This is a genomic window from Methylophilus sp., assembly GCF_008015755.1.
In the GTDB taxonomy this organism is placed as follows: Bacteria; Pseudomonadota; Gammaproteobacteria; order Burkholderiales; family Methylophilaceae; genus Methylophilus.
This window is the reverse complement of record NZ_SSGF01000023.1, coordinates 20,569-43,167: the sequence shown is the minus strand read 5'-3', so window position 1 is coordinate 43,167 and position 22,599 is coordinate 20,569. Positions and strand designations below refer to the sequence as shown.

Below are 22,599 nucleotides of genomic sequence, written 5' to 3'. Positions count from 1 at the left end.
GCGATTACCCCGCGTCAAGCTCATGGCCGCGTCGCCTTATCCTGGATGTCGTTACTCGATAAATCTAATGCTGTCGTGTCTTGCACATGCAACCACTGCAAGGTGGCGGCTTCAAGGTAGGCATTCAGATGCAGCTTGTCCATCGCGCCATCGCGGACTTGGCCCGGCAAGCGTTCTCCGCTGAGGAGGATGCTGGCTTGTGTCTGACCTGGCAGGTAAAACACCTGCTCTCGCCACGCATTCTGCTGAAACCAGTGATGCTGTGGATTGCCATCCAGCACATGTTGTACTGCCCAAGGCCAGTGTGCATTTGCATCCAGCGGCAGGCGACCGATACTGCTGGCAGCAGAAAGACATTGACCGACCCCCAAGGGCTGGCTACCCAAACAACTACTGTCTTCGACCGCTGCTGGCATGGGGTAGACAGGACATGGCGATGCAACACAGCGCAGGCTGCGCTTGACCTCTGCCAGCACCTGTTTTTGCATGGCTTGGTGCATTTGGCTAGCGGTGATGGGCCAGACCACATCATTAAAATGTGTGGTGGATGGCGCGCGGACAAAGCCCTGCGCTGCGTTTTCTTGCGCATTGGCATGATCAGCCGCGCGATTGATATCCAGGTAATGCTTGGCAATCTCGGTCGTGGCGTCTTCGCGTTGCTGCAACCAGCCATCCTCACGCACCAGTGGCTGCATGGGTGCCACCAACACCGCCACCACGCCATTGCCTTGCGTCGCATCCCACACCACTCCCTCTGACGAAATCACACTCCAGGTACCCGGCGTATCCAGGTTCAGAGGGCGCAGGCGCGGATTGTTTTTATAACGCTCGGAGACTGCGTACCACAATCGCTCACCGCTGCCGTCGCGTAGATCGCCGACACCCAGGGTTTTCCAGGGCAGCCGCCCCAAGCGCGAGGTATTGCTACATGAGGTTTCTGCAATGCCATCATTATTGCGGTCTGGGCAAGGCAAATCACCGGGGCGCGGACAATTCAATTCACACGGAGTCGTGCCTAATGGCTGCAGCGCATAAGCCAGCAAGGCCTGTTGCGCCGCTGCCAGCGAGACGATGGTTTTTTGCATCGCACGCTGCCGGGCAGGATAAGTACTTTGCGCCAGATATAAGGTCCAGCCGCCCATCCCAGATAACAATAGCAACACCACCCAGATGGCGATACCGGTTTGCATCTTTTGCATTGCTCGGACAGAGTTCATGGCGCCCCCATCAGTTCAACGGGTAACACATGAGGGAAATTAAAAAGGTCAAGGTCACATTGCGCAGCAATTAGATCGGCGCCTGCTGCCAATCTCCAGTGGCAACGACGCAGCAGCAATAAACCAACATCTGCGCGCTGAAGTTTCTGTAACCAGCCCATCACATCGGACTCATGTGCCACTGACCATGTGAGTTGTATGGGAGTCACGCTGATATTAAAGGCTGGCGGCTGAGCCGTTGGCCATTGCTGCTGACAGGTCGACGCAGCACATGTCAGCGACGGCTGCATCTGGTAACTGACATGCGGCAACGCAAATTGCTGCTGCATGGCGACCAAGGCAGCATCCCACCGATCAAAATCAGGCGCCTGCATCACTCCTAGCGCCTGCCATTTTGAACGATGCGCGAGAAAAAACGCAATTTCAGGCTGATCACTGGCCTGCTGTGTCAGTTGTTGCTGGCGTTGTTGTAATTGCTTTTTTGCCTGCCGCCAGTGTTCTTCAATCACCGATTGACGCTGTAAAACGATGCCCAACGCACCGGCCAGCAGACATAGCGCGACTATCCAACCGATCGCAGACACACGTAATGTGGGCCAGTAATTGCTAGCTTTCATTAGCCGCCCCAGGCCGGTCATGTCGCAAATACACCTTAAGTACCGGTGGCTGATCTGGCCACAGTGCCGGACCAGTGCCTCCCTGCCGCTGAGAAGCATCAGTAGAGGCCATTGGCGTCAACACATCAACTTTCTCAACGACGGGCAATTCACGCAAGCGACGCAACAACTGCTGCCACTCCTCCGAAGCTGCTCCACTTTGCTCGACCTTATTCCAGGTGATCGTCAGCGTTTCTTGCCAATCAAATGCAGGTTTCGACAGCGCTGGTGCCAACGGCTGGTCCGCCACGGCCCATTCAAGGCTGGCGACACGCCAGTGGACGACGCCCGCCAAGGCCTGTTGCATCATCGCTAATGCTGGCCCCGGTGACTGGACAGAAGATTGCAAACTTTGCATCGCCTGCGTGAATGCGCGCATTTGCGGCAACTGCGCCTCGCTCACACTACTGGTTGGCGCCGCGGGTAAAGCACTGAGTTGATAACGCACCTGCTGCATGCGCGCCTCTGCAAATTGTGTGGCTCGTATCGCAACCCCGCCAGCAACGATCATCATAGCGGCCATGACCATCCCCGCCCAATGCAGGCGACGCCTGACGCGTACGATGCTGCCCGCCAATAACGCATACTCAGGCGCCAGATTAGGTAAGCTGCCCTTTAAAACAACCTGCAACGCCGCCCAGTCCATGACACTCAGCCCATCTGGCATGGCGCGGTACCCGAGTTGACGTGCCAACACCGCATCCGACAAATCGGTCCATGCACAGCCCGCTGGCAACTGCGGCTTTATCCACGAAGCCTCCATTGGCACCAGGCCTAACCACGCAATGTGCAACACATCGGCCTGCTGTAGCCATTGCTGATGCAGCAGCGTCATACGTATCTGGCCAACCTCATGCAGAATGCGGGCAGCACAAGCCTCGGAAGTAGAGAACAGGTCTGGCGGCAGCAAAATCAGGCGACTAAAAAACAGGCGCTGTTGTTGCAAATAACTCAGACGCACCTGCTGCTGCGTGTACTCAATACAAAGACAATGCGTGACATTTTGCTGTGGTGGTGGCAACCAGCAAGCCAGGCTCAATGCGTGCGTGTAGACCCCCTGCACGCGAATAGCGGCTGCCTGCAAGGTGGGCAGCCAGTCCGCCAACGGCGGATACAAGCATGCCACAAACAAAAAGCGGCTCTCCCGACGCAGCGTTTGTACAGTATCCAAGCGGCAAACCGCGTGCATGCCTTGCGACAAAGGCCAGGCAGCCAGCTTGCGCATGAGCAATTGACGCCCGGTCGCGCCGCGCACATGCGGCAACCCTTCAACGTGATAGTGCTCATCAGCATGATTGGTGAGAAAGCTCACCGTTGCTTGTGGAAATGCTTGCCACCAGCGCAACAACTCGGCGCGACTGCCATCATCGACCTCAAAGGTACGCATCGCCAAAAAGGCCTGCCCACGCATCTGTACAACACGCCAGCGCAATTGATCAATCAGGACAATAAAGTGATGATTCGCCATGCTTAATAGCGCAAACTGGAAAAGCTGTCATACACGGGCAACATCACCGCAGCCATTAAAAATAACAACATGAGGCCCAATGCGATAGTCAATGCCGGTTCAAGCAGTCTTAATAACATCTGCAATTGCGACTGCACCTCCCGGTCATAAAAGGTGGCCAACTGAAATAGCATTTTATCCAGTGCACCGGTGGTTTCACCCACACTCAACATGCGTAACATCAAGGGTGGAAAATGACGGGTGGCGGCAAAACTTGCAGTGAGGCTTTCACCGGCCTGCACGCGCTGGTGGACCTCTGACAACGCGTGTGCCATGACGCGCTGCTGCAACAAAGGCTGACACCACTCTAGCGCTTGCAATAATGGAATCCCTGCCTGATACATCAAGCCCAGAAATCTGCAAAGCCTCGCCAGCACCAATTGATGCCACAAACGTCCGACCACAGGCAGCTTTAATAGGCGTTGATCCACAAAAAATGCCAGTGTCGGTGAGCGACGTATAGCTAGTAGCATGGCGCTAACTAGGACAATGAGGCCAAATACCAACCACACCCCATAGCCCATCACCGCGTCCGACAATGCCAACAGCAAACGGGTAGACCAGGGCAGCGACTGACCCAGGCTTTGCAAAAAACTGGCCATTTGCGGCACCAGAAAAGTCAACATCACATAGGCGGCGACCGACACCATGACACATAGCACCGCCGGATAAGTTAGCCCGCGACGCACTTGTGCGACTAACTCTGCCTGCCATGACAAGGTACGTGTCAAATGCCCAAAAATTTCAGGCAGCTGCCCGGTGCACTCGCCCGCCGCAATGAGTTGCCCTAACAGCGCTGGAAAAACCTGCGGCTGCGCCTGCAACGCTTGTGACAATAACTTGCCAGCCTCCAACTCTCGCTGCACACCTTGCAGCGCCAGCATCATGCCTCGATGCTCGCTTTGGTCGGTTAATTCGGCCACGGACTGCAACAATGGCACGCCGGCTTGCAGCAGTTGCTCCATTTGCACACAAAATAAAATCAGTGTTTGCGTATTCACGCGTGGTTGCCGCCATAACAAAGACTGCGCCAATTTAAAGGTCAGTAACTCCAAGCCTTGTTGCTGCAAACTCGCCATCAACGCTTGCTCATCAGCCACGTCCAGCATGCCACGCTGGCGGTGGCCGTATTGGTCAATTGCGGTGTAACGATAACTGGTCATGGCATGGCCGCAACCGTCTCAAATGCACTTAAATCAACCACCCGTTGCAGCTCCTGCAAGCTGGTCTCACCGGCAGCCACCAGTTGCAACCCTTCTTCAGCCAATGTGGTATAGCCATGTTGCCTGGCTTGCTGTTGTAAACGTTGCATAGGGGAGGCATGCATTAGCATGTCCTCCATATCCGCATGCATGGCAAGCACCTCCATGATGACCAAGCGGCCGTGATAGCCACTCATGCGGCAATGCGCGCATCCGCCTGCCTCAAACACGGATTGCGCCCCCGCCTGCGCTGGCACACCCGCCTGACATAACAATCTGACTAGTCCGCTGTCTGCCACCGTCTCTCGCTTGCAATGCAAACATAAGCGTCGCAGCAATCTTTGTGCAACCACGCCCACCAAACAGCCGGTCATCATATGCAAGCTGACGCCGAGGTCTTGCAACCGTGAAAAAGCCGCCGCCGCACTATTGGTATGCAAGGTGGTCATCACCAGATGGCCAGTCATCGCCGCCCGTACGGCCATGGCGGCGGTGGATTCATCACGCACTTCGCCAACCAGAATGATGTCTGGGTCCTGGCGTAAAATTGCACGGATACCATTGATAAAATCGACCTTGTTGGCAGCATTTACCGACGTTTGACGCATCAGCGCATGTGGATACTCCACCGGGTCTTCCAGCGTCATGATGTTGACGTGCTCATGATTGAGATGGCCGAGCATCGAATACAAAGTGGTTGTTTTGCCACTGCCGGTCGGCCCGGTTAAAATCAACAATCCCTCTGGTTTGGCCAGCATGGATGTAAGCTGTTGCAATTGTGGCGGCCGTAATCCCATCGCCTCTAGTGGAATAATCGCCTTATCTCGGTCCAGCACGCGCAACACCAGATTCTCGCCATGCAATGTCGGATGACTGGAGACGCGAAAATCAATCTGCCGCCCGCATAAAAACAAGTTAACCCGTCCATCCTGTGGTGTCCGCTGTTCGGCGATGTCCATGCCTGAGAGTATTTTGAGCCTGACGCACATAGCGGGCCAATAACGGTCGTGTAAACAGCGGATTTGCCACAAGACACCGTCAATACGATAACGTATCCTCAGGAAAGCCTGTTCGGGTTCAAAGTGGATATCGGAAGCGCCTTGTTTGACCGCATCCACCAATACGGCATTGACCAGCCGGATCACTGGCCGCGATGTTTGCTGCGCAGACAACAGTGCCGGGGCGCTGCTTTCCTGCTCAATTTCACGCAAGAGACTGTCGAGCGACAAACTATGCCCATAAAACTTATCCAGCGCCTGCTCCAGATGCGCCTCTGTCGCCAATACCGGCTTGCACTGTATGGTGCCGCCTAATAGATGGCGCAGAGCATCTAGCGCCAGCAGATGATTGTGACCAGAGAAAGCCACTCGCATGGTTTGCTTGTCTGCAGATAAATCCAATGGCAACACCCCATGTTGCCTGGCAAACGTCTCGGGTACCATAGCCAGCGCTTCCGGATCGGCAATCACCTGCTGCAAGTCTATGCTTTCCTGCGCATGATGATGTGCTAGCACATCACGTATCATGGCGTCGGTCACAAAGTGCAATCTGACCAATTGTTGCCCGAGCAGCAGCCGATGTTTTTGTTGTTCGATAAGCGCAATTTCTAACTGGTCGGCAGTAATCATGCCCTTTGCCAACATCCACTCACCAATACGCGTGTTGTTTGTGGCGGCCAGCATACTCAATCCTCCAGCAGCATTAAAAACAAATCATCATCAGGGATATAGTCTGGAATTTCCTGACGCATCCTGCTCAGGTAATCTTCCCGCTGTTGAATATCGCCTTGCTGGCTAGTAATCACCAGCATGCCAGCCAATGCGACTACCTGATGCGGGTCCTGCTTTAGCACCTGCTCAAACGATTGACGCGCTATGAATAATTGCCCAGAGCGCAATTGCTCGGTCGCTAGGTTGAGCTGCGTTCTCACCCCTGTTGCCAATGATGGTGTAGCTTGCACTTGCACCGTCAGATGAGACGGATAGGAAGGGACTTTTTCAGCTGGAGGTATCAGCATCTCAGGCGCAGGCACGCGCTTAGCGGTGGTCTGCGCCACAGTCACGTGCTCAAAATGGAACAGGCTAGGCAAGGCTTGCCTATTCACCATCGGCTCAGAGGCTTCTATCTCTTTGGGAAGAAGCTGTCGCTCAGTCTGTCGCAGTTGTTGGGGCGGCCTTCTAACGATACTGCTCCCGCCCAGATCAAACAGGTGGTTACTCTGTTGCCAGACCAGACCACTTATCAGGGTTACGCAAACCCACAGCAAACAGCTTAATCCGAATTCAACGCGCTTGAGATCGGTCTGTATTAATGCGTGGCGATAGGGACTCAAGGTTGAGCGTGTCGGTCTGAGCCATGAGGCAATCTGTAAAAGGCGCGGGCTCATGAAGGCTCCCCTGCATTGATCTCAAAAGCATCCGCAGGCAACTCGTCAGGCAACAACGGTTGAAACAACTGCAAATCGCCCGAGCGCACATCGGCATGCCCAATGACCGTAGGCCTCAGAAACACAATCAATTCTGTTTTTTTCGCTGCCTGATTTTTGCCGATAAACACTTGCCCGAGCACAGGCAACCTGGATACCCCGGGCACACGGTCGGTAAAGTCGCGCTGGTCTTCCTGCATCAAGCCACCCAGCACGGCGATATTGCCACTGGCGACATTGAGTACCGACTCCATCTCACGCACCTGTATTTCGGGAATACTGCTAACGATGCGCGTACTGCCGCTGCCTAATTGTGGGTTAGGATCTTCGATATAACGCAAGACCTTGGACACCGTAGGGCGCACATTTAAATTCACCCGCTGATGGCTGTTAATTTGAGCCGTGACCGCCATCACCAGGCCCACCGGCACGGTATTGGCGGTCGTCGTCACGGCCTGCAAATTACTGCCACTATTGCTGCTGCTTTGAGAGATTTGCGATTGAATCGTGAAATAGACCAGGTTATCGACCACCTTTAGAATTGCGGTCTGGTTATTGAGCACCATTAATTTAGGGCTGGATAACACACGCGTTTTGCCAAACTGCTCCAGCAACGTCACGCTTGCACTTAAATTGCCAAGACGACTCAGTGGGTTAAAGTAGCCCAGCATAAAGGCCACGCTGCCATTATTCTGGCCGAGTGCATTTTTGCTATTGTTACTTTCCCATTGCCCCGCAGAGCGATTGAATTGCGCGGCCTCGTTGCCCAGCGATTGTGCTAATTGCCATCCGCGTTGCTGTGCCGAGGCGGATAATCGGCTCCAATCTATGCCCATTTGAAAGCTTTTGCTGAGCTCTACTTCAACAATCGTGGCTTCGATCAACACCTGCCTAGCAGCGACCTGCATCACCGACTCAAGATAGGATTTGACTTGCGCTTGCTGGCTCTGCGACGCGCGTATGGTTAAAATGCCGGTTTCGGGGTTGGCAATCAAACGTGACGCATGCCAGCGCACATGCGCCTGCTTAATTTTTTCAAACGCTGCCGGTGCGTTGGCTGGTAACGTATCAGTGGCTTGAGATGCGCTATGTTCTGCCTCGGTGGCTATAGGTGTCTCACGCGCCTGTGCTAGCAAAGCCAGTGTGGGCGCCGCGTTTTCCAGCACTTCATCACGCGCAGTGCTGGCCTTATCGGTTTCCTCTAACAGCGCCTGTATGTTCTCAACAACACTTTCCCACAAGTGATAGCGCGATAGCGAAGTCACCGCCGTTCTTGAGCTATTGCTACTGCCGCCTTGGGTGACGACGGCAGTGGCAGCACCACCGTTACCAGCAGCCCCTGTCGCCGCCCTGCCTGCACTATTAATTTCACTGGCAACCCCGATATACGCCGCGGTATCGCGGCTGATATTGACATAATTGAGCTTATAACTACGAATCACCGGCATGTCTGGTGTAATTAACCAGACGCCATTCGACCACTCGTAATACATATCCAGTTGCTTGGACATGCGCGCCAAAATCGCCGGCACCGACTGCTGGATCGCATGCAGGCTAACCTTGCCACGCAAACCGGGGTGTATATCAATGTTCAGCCCACTCTCACGGGCAATGGCCAGCAACACCTCCTGCACAGGGGCATCATGCACGACCAGGTTAATCAGCAGCGTGGGGGTGGCAGACTTTAATGATGGTTTGATGACGCGGGTGGACTCAATGTCTGAGATATCGACTTCAGGATACGCCGCAACAGCGGGGGGATCTGCGGGCAAAAGCGCTGGCAAATGTAACGCCGAGTGCGTAGACGGCTCCAGCGGTGGCCGCAGGCAGGCGGTCAGCCATAAACAGCAGAGCAGGATGACAGCGAAACGCATTGACTTCCCCCGTTACCATATTGACATTTTTTAACATATATTAAATAACATCAATAGACAATGTCAAATCATCATTAGGGAAAGTGCACAGAGACTGACGATAGTGTCAGTATTAAGGCGCATTTTGAGCGGCCAATAAGGAAAGGGCGAGGCTAGAACAACTCGATTTCGCCAGTAATCATGCTATCTTTTAGTAGGCCTTGCGCAATCAGCGTTTCATAAAAGCAAATTTGGTTTCTACCGTGCTCTTTGGCGTAATACAGTGCTTCATCTGCATGTTCAAGTACGGTATTTGGCAACACATTGAGCGCCATTTTTGAGCAACCGATACTAATGGTGACCTGCCCCACCTGCGGAAACGAATACGCCGCCAGCGCATCCTTAAAGCGGTCTAACAGGGTGACAATTTCATGTTCTTCGGCGCACGAGAACACGCCCACAAACTCTTCACCACCAAAGCGGAACAACAAATCGCCGTCCCGAAAGCTTTCCTGCATCAAACGCGATAATAGCAGCAGCACTTCGTCACCAATCAAATGCCCATAGGTGTCGTTAATTCTTTTGAAAAAATCAATGTCGAAGATCACCAGATAATGGTGCAAAGGGAAACGGTATTCTGGCTTGTAGTCGTTGAGCAAAATCTTGCCGACACATTGGTCGAATGTTTTACGGTTGAGCAGGCCAGTCAACGCATCGCGCTCATTTTCAACAATAAGCCCGGCATAATGATCAAACATCTGCAAGCACTGTTCCACCAGCGCAATTTCGTCGGTAGACAGCGCTTCGTACTGAATCAACAGAATGGCATTTTTATGAGAAATACTTTGCCTGAGCGGGAACACGTGTAGCTTGCCGCTGGCGGTCTCCAGGCATGCATGCTGGCGATGCTCTCGATTCAAATAACGCAATAACATCGTATACACCTCTGGCGGCCAAGCCTCAAAGGTGGGATCAGTACTGGATTCTTGTGTATCCATCACCGACACTAGCTGACGTTTGGACAACACTTGCATTCTGACCGGCTGCGCCTGAGTCGCAAACAAAGACATCCATTGCTGCATCAATGACAGCAACGCCGGATCTAGCGCAAGACTATCCCTGACCTTGGTCAGGTCAATCAGGCTTTGCATCAATTTTTTTAAATTTAAAAGAGTAGTCATGTTCGCGACAATCGTTGTTTCGAACACTTTATCAAAAGCCTAGCGCCAACTTATTAGTAAATAGAGGCGATATTAGTGACTATTTTTTGATTTAAGACAGAAGTGGTGGGGTGGCTGATGGGGCTCGAACCCACGACAACAGGAATCACAATCCTGGACTCTACCAACTGAGCTACAGCCACCATAGAGACTTTATTGGCCTGCCCGACAGGAATCGAACCTGTAACCCCCAGCTTAGAAGGCTGGTGCTCTATCCAGTTGAGCTACGAGCAGATAAAGTAGTTACATGCCGATCAGGCAATCCAGAGAAACTGGTCGGCGTGGAGAGATTCGAACTCCCGACATCCTGCTCCCAAAGCAGGCGCGCTACCAGACTACGCTACACGCCGAAGACGGAAATATAACCGATTTTCTGAATTTGTGTCAATGTCGATGTGATAAAATTCTATTTTTTACGACAAATATTTTGTTCATGAGCGCTCATATTATTGATGGTAAGCAAATTGCCAATCAACTGCTAGAGGAAATCAAAACCAATATTATCCAACGCTTGCAGGCCGGAAAACGCGCGCCATGCCTCGCGGTCATTTTATTGGGGGATGACCCTGCCTCTGCCATTTATGTACGCAACAAACGTCTTGCCTGTGAGAAAACAGGCATCGTTTCGGTGGCTCATAATTTGCCAGCCAGCACGACACAGGAAGCATTATTTGCGCTGATCAGGCAACTGAATGCCGACGACCACACTGACGGCATTCTAGTGCAATCCCCATTGCCGGATCACATTGATGAAACGGAAATCCTGGCCCTGATTGATCCGGCCAAAGATGTCGATGGCTTTCACCCGTATAACATAGGCCGCCTGGCGGTGCGCCAGCCATTGCTGCGTTCGTGCACCCCTTATGGCGTGATTAAAATGCTGCAAGCCAGTGGCATCGCGCTCAAGGGGCTGGACGCGGTCGTGGTGGGCGTCTCCAACCACGTCGGCCGCCCCATGGGCCTGGAGTTGTTACTAGCAGGTTGCACGGTGACCAGCTGCCATCGACACACCAAAGATTTGGCAGCGCATATTGGCCGGGCAGACTTAATTGTTGCGGCCGCAGGCAAAGCAGGCCTGATTAAAGGTGAGTGGATCAAGTCTGGTGCGATTGTGGTAGACATTGGCATCAATCGCTTGCCGGATGGCAAAATTACCGGCGATGTGGATTTCGCCGTCGCCAGCCAACGTGCCAGCCACATCACCCCTGTACCAGGCGGTGTCGGGCCGATGACCGTGGCAACGCTGATGGAAAATACCTTAAAAGCACTGGAGCTCCGAGAGCAAGCCTGATCCTGGTGCCTTTAAAACACAGAAAAGAGACTTTGCATGCCCTTGGAAACTGGTGTAAACTCGCGCGATTGTTGAATGACCTAATGCAGTACAAGCGCCTTTTTTGGCAATAACTATTCAGTAGTTTCGTTCTTTGGAACCATCATGGCAGATACCGTTAACAAATCTTTCACCCCTTACCAGCCAGCTGCCGGTGAGGAATACATGAACAAAAAGCAGCAGGATCACTTTCGTAAAATCCTGAATGACTGGAAATCAGAACTGAGTCATGACATTGACCGTACTGTGCACACCATGCAGGACGAAGTCACCAGTTTTGCGGACCCGAATGACCGTGCCAGCCAGGAATCTGACATGGCTCTGGAGTTGCGTAACCGCGACCGCGAGCGCAAGCTGATTAAAAAAATCGACGAAACCTTGCGCAACATTGACAGCGGCGACTATGGCTACTGCGAAGGCTGCGGCATTGAAATCGGCCTGAAACGCCTGGAAGCCCGCCCGACAGCGACCTTGTGTATTGACTGCAAAACACTGGACGAAATGCGCGAGAAACAAGTCGCTAAATAATCCTCGCCACTAGGCTGAATCAGTTCAACCTAGGCAATAAAAAAGGCTGCTTATCCATAGCAGCCTTTTTTATTTTCTTTTGCATGCAGTAGTTACCAGCTCTCTTCTACCGCGAATAAACGCCGATGTTCACGAATGGCATAGCGGTCGGTCATGCCAGCAATATAGTCTGCCACCGCACGTGCCTGATTGTGTTTGGCAGCCAATTGATACTCATCAGGCATCAAGGCCGGATTGTCCATAAATGCCTTAAATAGCTCTTCGATAATACGGCGCGCTTTGGCGCTCATGCGATTGACGCGGTAGTGCTGATAAAGATGCTTACGCAAAAACTGCTTGAGTTCCAGGTTTTTTTCATCCAGGGCCTGGCTAAAGCCAACCAGGTAGTCAGGCGTCTTACGCACATCATCAATGCTGGCAGGGCTCAATGCGGCGATTGCCTGCTGGCTTTGCTGGCATAAGTCGACCACCAGCACATTAATCATGCGGCGGATGGTTTCATGCACCAGCCGCTTTTCTTCGATGTCGCCATACAGTTTTTTCACTTCTGCCATGTTTTCGGCAAACAGCTGAATACCGGCCAGTTGCTGGATCGTGATCAAGCCTGAGCGTAAGCCATCGTCTACATCATGATTGTTATAAGCAATTTCATCGGCAAAGTTGGTGACTTGCGCCTCCAGGCTGGGCGATTCGCCGCGCAAAAAGCGCTCACCGACATCCCCCAGCAACTGCGCATTTTTGCGTGAGCAATGCTTGAGGATACCTTCGCGCACCTCAAAAGTGAGGTTCAGACCATCAAAACTGGCATAACGGTTTTCGAGCACATCCACCACGCGCAAGGATTGCAAATTATGCTCAAAACCACCGTAATCGCGCATGCAATGATTCAACGCATCCTGGCCGGCGTGACCAAATGGCGTGTGACCAAGGTCGTGCGCCAGCGCAATCGCTTCGGCCAAGTCTTCATGCAGGCCCAGCGTACGCGCAATGCCTCGCGTGAGTTGCGCTACCTCTATGCTATGCGTGAGGCGCGTGCGAAACAGGTCGCCTTCGTGATTCACAAATACCTGCGTTTTATACTCGAGCCGACGAAAAGCGGTGGAGTGAATAATACGGTCGCGATCTCGCTGGAACACATTGCGCAACGGTGACTCTTGCTCGCTGACCTTGCGGCCACGCGTTTGTTCAGGATGTGCGGCAAAGTGGGCTAAGGTCATGGCGGCTTTCGGGTCAGGCCGCCAATGACAGCGTTTGTTTTAACTTCTCGGCATCGTAATCGGCAGTGATCACGGCCTTGCCGATATCCTGCTGCAAAATCAGCCGGATACGGCCGTCCGCGACTTTCTTATCAAGCTGCATCAAGCGCAAATACTCGTCTGCACCCAAATCTGGCGCTGCTATCGGCAACTTGGCGGCCTGCATAATGGTTTTAATACGCGCCATTTGTGCGGCATTGAGCCAACCCATACGCTGTGACAGATCCGCCGCCATGACCGTGCCGGTGGCGACGGCTTCACCATGCAGCCAAACCCCGTAACCCATGGCATTCTCAATGGCATGGCCAAAAGTATGGCCCAGGTTAAGCAAGGCGCGCTCACCCTGCTCATGCTCGTCGGCCACCACCACCTCGGCTTTATTCTGGCACGAGCGATAAATCGCATAGCTGGCCACGGCAGTGTCCAGCGCCATCAGCGCAGGCATATTGGTTTCCAGCCAGTCAAAAAAGTCCGCATCGCGGATCAGGCCATATTTAATCACTTCAGCAATGCCTGCAGACAACTCACGCTGCGGCAATGTTTTTAAGGTGTCGATATCGGCCAGCACCAACTTAGGCTGGTAGAACGCGCCTATCATGTTTTTGCCCAGCGGGTGGTTGATACCGGTTTTGCCGCCAACACTCGAATCCACTTGTGAGAGCAAAGTAGTCGGCACCTGGATAAACGGCACGCCGCGCAGATAAGTCGCTGCCGCATAGCCGGTCAAATCACCAATCACCCCGCCGCCCAGGGCAATTAGGGTGGTATTGCGCTCGCAGCGATTTTGCAGCAAATGGTCGTAAATGATCTGTAAGGTCTGATTATTTTTATACGCCTCGCCATCCGGCAGAATGATCTCAATCACACTCACACCGGCATCGCGCAAGGGTTGGGCAATCGCCTGCATGTACAAAGGCGCTACCGTCGTATTGCTGACAATCGCCACTTGCTTGCGCTTTAAATGCGGCAGAATCAGATCCACCTGGCCCAACAGACCATTACCGATATGAATTGGATAGCTACGGTCAGCCAGGCTGACGGTTAAGGTTTGCATGAAGGCTCCAACGCATTGAGCGCGTTTTCAATTTTTTGAATAATCACGGTGACTGGCTGATGGCCGGTATCGACAATCAGGTGTGCCGTTTCGGTATAGAGTGGATTGCGAGCGTGAAACAATTGTTCCAGCTTGGCTTTAACGTCCACATTTTGTAGCAAGGGGCGATTTTTATCGTTGCGGGTTCGCAAATACAATTCATTGACGTTGGCACGCAGATAAATCACATAGCCATACTGCTTGAGAATCTCCCGGTTTTCCGGTGCCATAATAGCGCCACCGCCGGTGGCGAGCACGATATTATCCTGCTGCGCAAACTCTTCCAGCGTAGACGTTTCGCGTTTGCGAAAACCAGCCTCGCCTTCCAGTTCAAAGATGGTGGGAATTTTAACGCCGGTGCGTTGTTCAATCACATGATCGGTGTCGTAGAAGGTTTTACCCAGACTCTTGGCAATCAATTTGCCAACCGTGGTCTTCCCCGCCCCCATCAAGCCGATCAAAAATATGTTGTTTGGTATTTGCGCACCCATAAAAAAGCCCAACCGTTTCAGTTGGGCATTTTAAGGCAAAGCCTGTCGGCTGTCAGTAATCGTGCACGCTTGCGTGCGCTAATTAGTTCAAAGCCAGCGTTTCATCCATCACTTTAGGCGTGATAAAAATCAGCAACTCTGTTTTATCTTCTTGCTTGGTGTTGCGTTTAAACGCATAGCCGACCACTGGCAAGTCACCAAAGAAAGGCACTTTGTCGGTAGATTTACGCGAAACCTGTTCGTAAATCCCGCCTAGCACCACGGTTTCGCCATTCCCTACCAACACCTGGGTTTGCACGTTTTGCGTGTTAATCGCCACGCCACCCGGCAAGGTTTCACCACGGCTGTCTTTGCGCACATCCAGATCCATAATGATTTTTTGGTCAGGCGTAATTTGCGGAGTGACTTCCAGGCTCAACTCAGCCTTTTTAAAACTCACCGCCGTCGCGCCGCTACTCGTTGCACTTTGATAAGGAATCTCTACACCTTGGGCAATTCTGGCTTTTTGCTGATTTGCCGTGGTCACCCGTGGACTGGAGATCACTTTACCGCGGGAGTCTGCTTCCAACGCGGACAATTCAAGGTTTAGTAGCAAGTTAGCCGACAGCTTGAGCAAACTCAAGGCAATGCCACCATACGCATTGGTCACCGGCAGGTTGGACATCAAATCGGGCTGACCGTTGGAGCTGACGGCGTAGTTACCCAGTGTTGCACTTTGTATGGTGCCGCCCTGAGTGCCCAGCGTATATGTGCCCGTGCCACCTGCGGTAGTCGGGGCGGTGTAAGCCGTCGCTTTGTTACCCAGCGAACCGCCGATCGACAACGCACTATTGTTGCCCGGCGTGCCAGTTTGCGAAATGCCAAAACGCGCACCTAATGCTTTAGAGAACGTGTTCGATGCAATCACCATGCGTGACTCGATCATGACTTGCTTGACCGGGACATCCACTTTGTTGATGATGGTCTGAATTTCATCGAGTTTTCTTGGCGTGTCCTGCACAAAAATGGTGTTGGTGCGCGCATCAAAGGTCACACTACCGCGTTGCGACAGAATACGGTTCATACGGCCTGCTGACGAGCCGCCTGACGTACCGGCAGAGGAACCACCACTTGATGCGCCGCCGCCGAGCAACATATTTCTGAAGTCCATGGCTTTTTGATATTTTAATGAGAACACTTCGGTGCGTAATGTTTCCAGCGTTTCACGTTCTGCGTCGGCGGTGAGCTGAGCTTTTTCTTTGGCGGCAAACTCCTCTGCTGGCGCAATCGAAATCACACTGCCATTGACGCGCATGTCCAGGCCTTTGCTTTTCATGATCACATCCAGCGCTTGGTCCCACGGGACATCTTTCAGACCGATGGTCACGCTGCCAGAAACCGAGTCACTGACCACAATATTTTTACCAGTGAAGTCAGCGATCACTTTCAATACATCCCTGACATCCACACGCTGAAAGTTAAGTGACAGTTTTTCACCAGCATAGCCCTGCTTAGAGCCTTGAATCAGCTTATTCGGGTCTTTAGCCAACGGACGGATATCAACCACCAGGCGCTTATCAGTCTGGTAGGCAGATTGTTCCCAATCACCTTGCGGCTCGATCACGATCTGCGCCTGATGATGGTGGCGTAAGGCATCCACATACAACACCGGCGTATTAAAATTAATCACATTCAACCGGCGTTGCAAGGCTTCTGGCAATTCGGTATCGGCAAAATCAATCACCACCGTTTTACCTGCATTACGCACATTGACGCCGACACGGCTGTCAGACAAGTCGACCAGAATACGGCCTTCACCATTCTTGCCACGCACAAAATCAATTTTCTGGATTTTATGTCCAGCGGCGACTTCCTGCTCAGCAAAACGCTTAGCCGCCACGGCAGCCACCGGCACATCCGCGCCTTCTTGCGTCAGCCCGACCAGCAAGGTTTGATCCTTTAACTGCAATTCGTGCTGCACTGGCTTGGACAAATTAAGCACCACCCGGCTGCGGTCACTGGCTTGCGCCACCTGTACCGACTTTAAGACCCCCTGATTCACCGGCAGCACATTTTTGCCAATGGCATTGCTGGCATTCGGAATATCAAAGACGATTCTGGGCGGATTACTTAAGGTAAAACTGACCGGGGCAGACGCCAGTGGCTGCGCCATCTGCAGTTGTACGTTCAAGCGCCCACCTGGCAAAACCGTAACATCCACCGCTTGCAGTTGATTAGTAGCGGCGGGCGGTTCTGCGGCAAAGCTCACTGCCGAGACAGCCAAGGCCACAGACAAGAAGGCCATCCGGGTAACAAAATCACTAAATTTTTTCATCATTGATGTTCCTGCAGTTCCAACGTTGTCATTTGCTCGGCCCACTCCCCGCTCACCGGGTCCTGAATCGTCTCTTTGATTTTCAACTCATATTTCAATGTCTGGCGGTTTTCTGCCAAGGCCGTAATCACACCAAATTTTTCTCCCAAGTGTGAGCCGGGCTTGACCTGGTACACCATGCTGTCTGGCGTTTGAATGGTGGCAAACATACTGTTCTTTTTGCTCAACACGCCCACAAATTTGAGGCTTTCCAACGGGTATGCCTCTAAGGGCTCTTTCGGGCGTTTTAAGTCTGGCTGATTAGTGGTTTGCACCGCCGCCCTGCGCGGCACAAACGGATCGTGCAGCCCACCATCTGCGTTATATTGTTTGGGCGAAAAGCTCTGCACCTGTGGCAGCGGCTCGACTGGGCCTACCATCGTCTGGCTGGCCTCATTCATAAACTGGGTCAAATCGTCATCTTGCGAGACGCCACAAGCACTAAGCAAGATGGCCGGGATGACACAAAGCAAGTAGTGGTTACGCATCATTTTTTACCTGCCTTGCTCTCTTGCGCCTTACGCGCAGCCACTTCCTCTGCATCCATATAGCGATAGGTTTTGGCGACTGCCTCCATCACCAGCATGTCTTTATGCGGCTGTTTATCATCTTTGCCAGCGGGCATAATCTGCAGATTATGCAAGGTCACAATACGAGACAGCTTGGCCACCTCCGTCACAAAAGCCCCCAACGTATGGTAATGGCCGACCACTTTGATGTTGATTGGTTTTTCTGCATAAAACTCGGCAAAAATCTCCGGCATCGGCACAAAGCCTTCAAAAGAAAGACCTTGACTCACCCCTGCCTGGTTAATGTCAGTCAGCAAACCGTCCATTTCAGACCGATCCGGTAACTGCTTGAGCAAAGTGCCAAAAGTACGTTGAATATCAACCACTTGCTGCTCATAGGCTTTGATCTTCATGGCCTGCACCTTTTTAGCCAGATACTCGTCGCGCAACCCTTGCTCTTTTGCTTTTTCGGCTTTTAATTCCTTGAGGTTGGGGCTGAGCAAAAAGACATACCCAACCACCAGCAAGGCTGTCGACAGGATGGCCAGCAACACGGCTTTCATCGGCATCGGTAAATTGCCGGCCGTTTTGATATCTATATTATTAAAATCAGAAAGTTGCATCTCTTCAGTTATCCTTTGGCAGGTGCAGGTTTCTGCTTGCTAAGGTCTTCTTTAGCAGCTTCACGCTGCAAAGACACCCGCAAGACAAACTCATATTCTTTAATCCCCAGCGCATTGGTATTGGCCTTGATTTCAACCAGATTGGGGCTGTGCATAATGGCGGACTCACTCAGGTTGTGCACCAGCGTGGCAATCCTGGCATTGGTGTCTGCGATCCCTTTGAGCTCAATCTCATCTTGCAATTGCTTCACACTCTTGAGAAACACGCCTTCTGGCAGCTTTCTGGCCAACTCATCCAGAATCAGCACCGCCTGGTTACGGTCGCTCTGCAAACCTTCCACAATCTGCTTGCGCTCTAACACATGCTTAATTTGCTCTTTTAAGCTGGCAATGACGGCAATCTCTTTATCCAGCCGCACCATTTCATCCTGCAAACGCTGATTACGCGCTTGCTGGGTCTGAATTTTGTTGTGGATATAGCTCCAACTTACGAACAGAATAGCCGCAGCCGCAATGGCGACCAGCGATGCCATTAGGCCAAACTCACGCTGGCGCTCAGCGCGCTTGATCTGGCGATGCGGTAACAGGTTGACTTTAATCATGCGTCCACCCCGCGCAATGCCAGGCCACAGGCAATCATCAGTGCTGGCGCGTCTGTTTCAAGCTGCGATGCCTTGATTTTGCTGGCTAAAGTCATGCCCTGAAAAGCATTCGCAACCAGGGTATGCACACCGGCTTTTTGCTCGATCAGTGCAGCCAAGCCTGCCGTCGCGGCCACACCACCGGCCAGCAACACATGGTCAACTTTGTTGTACTGCGTAGAGTTTGTAAAAAACGATATGGCACGGGCAACCTCGCTGGCCAGGTTTTGCAAAAACGGCTGCAATACTTCCTCTTCATAAGAGTCTGGCAAACCGCCCTGACGTTTGGCAATTTCACTTTCCTCAGGAGATAAACCAAAGCGGCGCTGAATCTCTTGAGACAACATGGCGCCGCCAAAGGCTTGCTCTCTGGCATACACTGAATGTGCCCCGACCATGACATTGATATGCGTCACATGCGCGCCGATGTCGAGCATCATGGTGACGGTTTTTTTATTGTGCTGCGGTAACTGTTTGACGAGTTGGCGATAGGCGGTTTCAGTCGCATAAGACTCGACATCGACGATACTGACCTTCAAACCAGCCTCTTCAGCCACGGCCACACGGTCATCAATTTTCTCTTTTTTAGCCGCCACAATCAGCACTTCAACTTCGTCCGTGCTCTTGCCTATTGGCCCCAACACCTGAAAATCGAGGTTCATTTCCTCAAGCGGAAACGGAATATACTGGTTGGCTTCAGATTCCACCTGCAATTCCAGGTCTTCTTCGCGCAAGCCTGCGGGCATGATCACCCGCTTGGAAATCACCGCTGCCGTCGGCAATGCCAGCACCACCTGGCGCGCACGTGAACCTAGCAAACGCCAGGCCGACCGCATGGTGTCAGCCACTTGCACCAAGTCATTAATATTGCCATCGCTGATGACCCCTTTAGGCAGGGTCACATTAGCGTAGCCGTCCAGTCGGAATTGCTGTTTGCCAATAGCACTCAGCTCCACCATCTTGATGGCGGTTGCGCTGATATCAACACCAATAAAACTGGTTTTTTTGCGTTGTAAAAAGCCCAGACTCAACGGTAATGCCCTTTTTAAGTATTTGAATGTTCGTTGGGTTATGCATCAACCATGCCAACTCACACTATTTCATGGCGACAAGCAAATGCCTGGCCTTCATGGTCGCCAGAACAATGCTGATTATTTGCATGATTCCATAATTAACTGCCATTGAATTGGCAAAAAAAGATTACAATTCATGGGTAATTCTCACGATGGCAGCAAGACGCATGAACTCAAGAAACTGGTTGCAGTCCCTTCTTTTTCTTTCCATTATCGGCAGCCTGATCGTCGCCGCCCTGCTGGTGTTGATGATCAGCATCCTGTATCCATCACTGCCTTCGCTGGATGCGCTCACGGATTACCATCCGAAATTACCGCTGCGTATTTATGATGCCGAAGGTGGCCTGATTGCCGAGTTTGGCCAGGAGCGCCGTGCCTTTGTGCCGATTGAGCAAACGCCCAAAGTCATGAAAGACGCGATTCTGGCCATTGAAGACCGTCGCTTTTACCAGCACAACGGTATTGATACCACCGGCATTTTGCGTGCCATCCGCAACAACCTGACTGGCCGTGGCCATGAAGGCGCCAGCACCATCACCATGCAGGTGGCGAAAAACTTTTTCAGCAGCCCGGATACGCCGCGTAATATCTGGACCAAGATTAAAGAGGCCATGCTGGCCATCAAGATCGAAAACGCCATCAGCAAAGACAAAATCCTTGAGTTGTACCTGAACCAGATTTACCTGGGCGAACGCGCCTACGGCTTTGCCACGGCGTCTAAAACCTATTACGACAAAGACCTCAAGCAAATCAACCTGGCTGAGGCCGCCCTGCTGGCGGGCTTGCCGAAAGCGCCAAGCAAATACGACCCTTACATTCACCCTGACTACGCGATCAAGCGCCAGCATGAGGTGCTACGTGATATGCATCGCTATGGCATGATCAGCGACAGCGCGTTTGAGCAGGCGATGAACACGCCGCTCAAATTTCAATCTTCAAAACGCCAGGTACAAACCCTGGGCGGCGAATACGTGGCCGAGATTGTGCGCGCAACCTTGTATAAACGGTATGGCGAGAAGGCCTACACCAGTGGCCTACGTGTCTATACCACCATCAATAACAAGCACCAGGCAGCGGCAAACACCGCCGTCATCCAGGGCATTATCAATTTTGAATTACGTCATGGGTTCCGTGGTGCGGAGCAAATCATTTCGCTGCCAACAGGCAAACTGACCGCCAGTGGCGCCAGTGAATTGTTACGGGATTTTGTCACTTATAACCAGTTTGTGCCCGCCTTGGTCACCAAGGTCGAACCCAACCTGCTCACTTTGGTCACCAAGCGCGGCACGGTACTCAAGCTGCAGGACAAAGCCATCTTACTGGTAAAAAACCATATGCCACCCGCCAAACGCACGCCGTTATCACTGGTGCCTGGCGCAGTGATCCGGGTCTATCAGCAAAATGACAGCTGGATGGTAGTACAACTGCCTGAAGTGGAAAGCGGATTTATGGCGCTCAATCCAGAAACCGGCCAGGTGCAGGCGCTGATTGGCGGCTTTAGCTTCCAGCGCAATAAATACAACCATGTGACACAAGGTCGCCGCCAGCCAGGCTCCAGCTTCAAGCCATTTATTTACTCGGCGGCGCTCGAAAAAGGCTACAGCCCGGCCAGCGTGTTTGAAGATGCGCCAATTAGTTTCACCTCGACCGAAACCGGCAGCAATAGCAGTTGGGAACCCCGCAACTACGATGAAAAGTACGCAGGCCCGATGCGCTTGCGTGAAGCCTTGGCACAGTCCAAAAACACCATTTCCATCCGTCTGATGAACGCGATTGGTGCCCGCTACGCGCAAAACTACCTGCGCAGATTTGGTTTTGATCCCAAAGATCATCCGGCTTACCTGTCTACCGCGCTGGGTGCAGGTTCGTCCTCCGTCTGGCAAATGGCTGCAGCTTACGCCACGTTCGCCAACAGCGGCTATCAGGTGCATCCTTACCTGATTGAAAAGATTATCGATAGCCGCGGCAAGGTGATTCAAGCCGTGCAGGCAGGCAAGCATGTGTCGCAAGAGCGCGTGATTGACCAGCGCAATGCCTTTATTATCACCACCATGCTGCAAGACGTGGTGCGCGACGGCACGGCCAGGGCCGCGCTGTCACTGCGCCGCCCAGACATCGCTGGTAAAACCGGCACCACCAATGACCAGTTTGATGCCTGGTTTGCCGGTTATCATCCGAAAGAAGTGGCGGTGGCCTGGGTCGGCTATGACAATCCGCACAATCTGGGGCGTGGTGAGACTGGCGGCCGTGCAGCATTACCGATCTGGATCAATTACATGCAGCAAACCCTGACCGGGTTGCCTATCTATCAGTACAAAGTGCCGGATGGTGTCTTGCAGCTGAAGGTCGATGCTTACACGGGCGCGCAAGTGGGTGAAGATGACCCTGGTATTTATGAGTATTTTTACGAAGAACATCTGCCGCAATCGCAACCGGAAAACCTGCCTGGCTTGTTTGACCCAGAGGCAGAGCATGCGCCAGAAGACAACGAGCCGTCCTTTTTGGAGCGCCTGATTGGCGACCACAGCGGCGGCGGCAATGAGGACAAAAAGCTGCCAGCAAACCCGGCGGCCAAGTTACTCAGCCCCAATTAGCAACGAATTCCACTTAAAGCCTGATGCG

19 protein-coding genes and 3 tRNA genes are annotated in these 22,599 nt (G+C 52.6%); 3 read left to right on the top strand and 19 right to left on the bottom strand.

The genetic code is table 11. The annotated features are described in order from the left end of the window. Nucleotides 1-20: 20 nt before the first annotated feature. The 11 genes from E6Q52_RS09640 to E6Q52_RS09590 all read right to left on the bottom strand — a co-directional run bounded on the left by E6Q52_RS09640 (nucleotide 21) and on the right by E6Q52_RS09590 (nucleotide 10,430). A complete protein-coding gene (locus E6Q52_RS09640) occupies nucleotides 21-1,217 on the bottom strand; it encodes a hypothetical protein (protein ID WP_292821448.1) in 1,197 nt (398 codons plus the stop codon). Continuing rightward, nucleotides 1,214-1,834, bottom strand: coding sequence for a hypothetical protein (locus tag E6Q52_RS09635; RefSeq protein WP_292821447.1), 621 nt, complete (start codon nucleotides 1,832-1,834; stop codon nucleotides 1,214-1,216). The genes E6Q52_RS09640 and E6Q52_RS09635 overlap by 4 nt, the downstream gene beginning before the upstream one ends. After that, on the bottom strand, nucleotides 1,824-3,341 hold the full coding sequence (locus E6Q52_RS09630; protein ID WP_292821445.1) for a hypothetical protein: 1,518 nt from the start codon (nucleotides 3,339-3,341) through the stop codon (nucleotides 1,824-1,826). The genes E6Q52_RS09635 and E6Q52_RS09630 overlap by 11 nt, the downstream gene beginning before the upstream one ends. A 2-nt stretch (nucleotides 3,342-3,343) precedes the next feature. Then, complete coding sequence (locus E6Q52_RS09625) at nucleotides 3,344-4,543, bottom strand: type II secretion system F family protein (RefSeq protein ID WP_292821443.1); 1,200 nt, start codon at nucleotides 4,541-4,543, stop codon at nucleotides 3,344-3,346. Further along, entirely contained in the window at nucleotides 4,540-6,264 is a 1,725-nt protein-coding gene (locus E6Q52_RS09620) for a GspE/PulE family protein (protein ID WP_292821442.1), read from the bottom strand. Before E6Q52_RS09620 ends, E6Q52_RS09625 begins: the two co-directional genes overlap by 4 nt. Nucleotides 6,265-6,266: 2 nt before the next feature. Next, nucleotides 6,267-6,968, bottom strand: a complete 702-nt coding sequence (locus tag E6Q52_RS09615; RefSeq protein ID WP_292821440.1) for a hypothetical protein — start codon at nucleotides 6,966-6,968, stop codon at nucleotides 6,267-6,269. After that, nucleotides 6,965-8,881 (bottom strand): hypothetical protein, encoded by a 1,917-nt coding sequence (locus tag E6Q52_RS09610; RefSeq protein ID WP_292821438.1) that lies wholly within the window; start codon nucleotides 8,879-8,881, stop codon nucleotides 6,965-6,967. Before E6Q52_RS09610 ends, E6Q52_RS09615 begins: the two co-directional genes overlap by 4 nt. Before the next feature lie 152 nt (nucleotides 8,882-9,033). Next, entirely contained in the window at nucleotides 9,034-10,041 is a 1,008-nt protein-coding gene (locus tag E6Q52_RS09605; protein WP_292821437.1) for a GGDEF domain-containing protein, read from the bottom strand. Nucleotides 10,042-10,147: 106 nt separating this feature from the next. Next, nucleotides 10,148-10,223: transfer RNA gene (locus E6Q52_RS09600), tRNA-His, on the bottom strand. Nucleotides 10,224-10,237: 14 nt separating this feature from the next. Further along, nucleotides 10,238-10,314: transfer RNA gene (locus tag E6Q52_RS09595), tRNA-Arg, on the bottom strand. Nucleotides 10,315-10,353: 39 nt separating this feature from the next. Next, nucleotides 10,354-10,430, bottom strand: a tRNA-Pro gene (locus E6Q52_RS09590). A gap of 83 nt (nucleotides 10,431-10,513) precedes the next feature. Between E6Q52_RS09590 and folD the strand changes: the two genes are divergently transcribed. Both folD and dksA read left to right on the top strand, forming a co-directional pair. Further along, nucleotides 10,514-11,371: a bifunctional methylenetetrahydrofolate dehydrogenase/methenyltetrahydrofolate cyclohydrolase FolD gene (gene folD, locus E6Q52_RS09585; RefSeq protein ID WP_292821435.1), complete on the top strand. Its 858-nt coding sequence runs from the start codon at nucleotides 10,514-10,516 to the stop codon at nucleotides 11,369-11,371. Between the two features lie 144 nt (nucleotides 11,372-11,515). After that, nucleotides 11,516-11,938 (top strand): RNA polymerase-binding protein DksA, encoded by a 423-nt coding sequence (gene dksA, locus E6Q52_RS09580; RefSeq protein WP_019880976.1) that lies wholly within the window; start codon nucleotides 11,516-11,518, stop codon nucleotides 11,936-11,938. Between the two features lie 92 nt (nucleotides 11,939-12,030). On the opposite strand, the gene E6Q52_RS09575 is transcribed toward dksA, so the two are convergent. The 8 genes from E6Q52_RS09575 to E6Q52_RS09540 all read right to left on the bottom strand — a co-directional run bounded on the left by E6Q52_RS09575 (nucleotide 12,031) and on the right by E6Q52_RS09540 (nucleotide 19,935). Beyond that, complete coding sequence (locus E6Q52_RS09575) at nucleotides 12,031-13,155, bottom strand: deoxyguanosinetriphosphate triphosphohydrolase (RefSeq protein ID WP_292821433.1); 1,125 nt, start codon at nucleotides 13,153-13,155, stop codon at nucleotides 12,031-12,033. 13 nt (nucleotides 13,156-13,168) lie between these two features. Further along, entirely contained in the window at nucleotides 13,169-14,248 is a 1,080-nt protein-coding gene (gene aroB / locus E6Q52_RS09570) for a 3-dehydroquinate synthase (protein ID WP_292821431.1), read from the bottom strand. Further along, complete coding sequence (locus E6Q52_RS09565) at nucleotides 14,236-14,778, bottom strand: shikimate kinase (protein ID WP_292821429.1); 543 nt, start codon at nucleotides 14,776-14,778, stop codon at nucleotides 14,236-14,238. The genes aroB and E6Q52_RS09565 overlap by 13 nt, the downstream gene beginning before the upstream one ends. Nucleotides 14,779-14,860: 82 nt before the next feature. Continuing rightward, on the bottom strand, nucleotides 14,861-17,095 hold the full coding sequence (pilQ, locus tag E6Q52_RS09560) for a type IV pilus secretin family protein (RefSeq protein ID WP_292821427.1): 2,235 nt from the start codon (nucleotides 17,093-17,095) through the stop codon (nucleotides 14,861-14,863). Beyond that, complete coding sequence (locus tag E6Q52_RS09555) at nucleotides 17,092-17,622, bottom strand: pilus assembly protein PilP (protein WP_292821425.1); 531 nt, start codon at nucleotides 17,620-17,622, stop codon at nucleotides 17,092-17,094. Before E6Q52_RS09555 ends, pilQ begins: the two co-directional genes overlap by 4 nt. Next, a complete protein-coding gene (locus E6Q52_RS09550; protein WP_292821423.1) occupies nucleotides 17,619-18,263 on the bottom strand; it encodes a type 4a pilus biogenesis protein PilO in 645 nt (214 codons plus the stop codon). Before E6Q52_RS09550 ends, E6Q52_RS09555 begins: the two co-directional genes overlap by 4 nt. An 8-nt stretch (nucleotides 18,264-18,271) precedes the next feature. Further along, nucleotides 18,272-18,865: a PilN domain-containing protein gene (locus tag E6Q52_RS09545; protein ID WP_292821421.1), complete on the bottom strand. Its 594-nt coding sequence runs from the start codon at nucleotides 18,863-18,865 to the stop codon at nucleotides 18,272-18,274. After that, nucleotides 18,862-19,935, bottom strand: a complete 1,074-nt coding sequence (locus tag E6Q52_RS09540; protein WP_292821419.1) for a pilus assembly protein PilM — start codon at nucleotides 19,933-19,935, stop codon at nucleotides 18,862-18,864. The genes E6Q52_RS09545 and E6Q52_RS09540 overlap by 4 nt, the downstream gene beginning before the upstream one ends. 209 nt (nucleotides 19,936-20,144) lie before the next feature. Here E6Q52_RS09540 and E6Q52_RS09535 point away from each other — a divergent pair, with 209 nt between their 5' ends. After that, nucleotides 20,145-22,571: a penicillin-binding protein 1A gene (locus E6Q52_RS09535; RefSeq protein ID WP_292821418.1), complete on the top strand. Its 2,427-nt coding sequence runs from the start codon at nucleotides 20,145-20,147 to the stop codon at nucleotides 22,569-22,571. Nucleotides 22,572-22,599: the final 28 nt, after the last annotated feature.

Excerpts from the sequence above, each read along its gene's own strand:
- aroB (WP_292821431.1), bottom strand. The coding sequence starts at position 14,248 with ATGCAAACCTTAACCGTCAGCCTGGCTGACCGTAGCTATCCAATTCAT.
- E6Q52_RS09625 (WP_292821443.1), bottom strand. The coding sequence starts at position 4,543 with ATGACCAGTTATCGTTACACCGCAATTGACCAATACGGCCACCGCCAG.
- E6Q52_RS09565 (WP_292821429.1), bottom strand. The coding sequence starts at position 14,778 with ATGGGTGCGCAAATACCAAACAACATATTTTTGATCGGCTTGATGGGG.
- E6Q52_RS09630 (WP_292821445.1), bottom strand. The coding sequence starts at position 3,341 with ATGGCGAATCATCACTTTATTGTCCTGATTGATCAATTGCGCTGGCGT.
- folD (WP_292821435.1), top strand. The coding sequence starts at position 10,514 with ATGAGCGCTCATATTATTGATGGTAAGCAAATTGCCAATCAACTGCTA.
- E6Q52_RS09575 (WP_292821433.1), bottom strand. The coding sequence starts at position 13,155 with ATGACCTTAGCCCACTTTGCCGCACATCCTGAACAAACGCGTGGCCGC.
- E6Q52_RS09610 (WP_292821438.1), bottom strand. The coding sequence starts at position 8,881 with ATGCGTTTCGCTGTCATCCTGCTCTGCTGTTTATGGCTGACCGCCTGC.
- E6Q52_RS09605 (WP_292821437.1), bottom strand. The coding sequence starts at position 10,041 with ATGACTACTCTTTTAAATTTAAAAAAATTGATGCAAAGCCTGATTGAC.
- E6Q52_RS09555 (WP_292821425.1), bottom strand. The coding sequence starts at position 17,622 with ATGATGCGTAACCACTACTTGCTTTGTGTCATCCCGGCCATCTTGCTT.
- E6Q52_RS09615 (WP_292821440.1), bottom strand. The coding sequence starts at position 6,968 with ATGAGCCCGCGCCTTTTACAGATTGCCTCATGGCTCAGACCGACACGC.
- E6Q52_RS09535 (WP_292821418.1), top strand. The coding sequence starts at position 20,145 with ATGAACTCAAGAAACTGGTTGCAGTCCCTTCTTTTTCTTTCCATTATC.
- E6Q52_RS09545 (WP_292821421.1), bottom strand. The coding sequence starts at position 18,865 with ATGATTAAAGTCAACCTGTTACCGCATCGCCAGATCAAGCGCGCTGAG.
- pilQ (WP_292821427.1), bottom strand. The coding sequence starts at position 17,095 with ATGATGAAAAAATTTAGTGATTTTGTTACCCGGATGGCCTTCTTGTCT.
- E6Q52_RS09640 (WP_292821448.1), bottom strand. The coding sequence starts at position 1,217 with ATGAACTCTGTCCGAGCAATGCAAAAGATGCAAACCGGTATCGCCATC.
- E6Q52_RS09550 (WP_292821423.1), bottom strand. The coding sequence starts at position 18,263 with ATGCAACTTTCTGATTTTAATAATATAGATATCAAAACGGCCGGCAAT.
- E6Q52_RS09635 (WP_292821447.1), bottom strand. The coding sequence starts at position 1,834 with ATGAAAGCTAGCAATTACTGGCCCACATTACGTGTGTCTGCGATCGGT.
- E6Q52_RS09620 (WP_292821442.1), bottom strand. The coding sequence starts at position 6,264 with ATGCTGGCCGCCACAAACAACACGCGTATTGGTGAGTGGATGTTGGCA.
- dksA (WP_019880976.1), top strand. The coding sequence starts at position 11,516 with ATGGCAGATACCGTTAACAAATCTTTCACCCCTTACCAGCCAGCTGCC.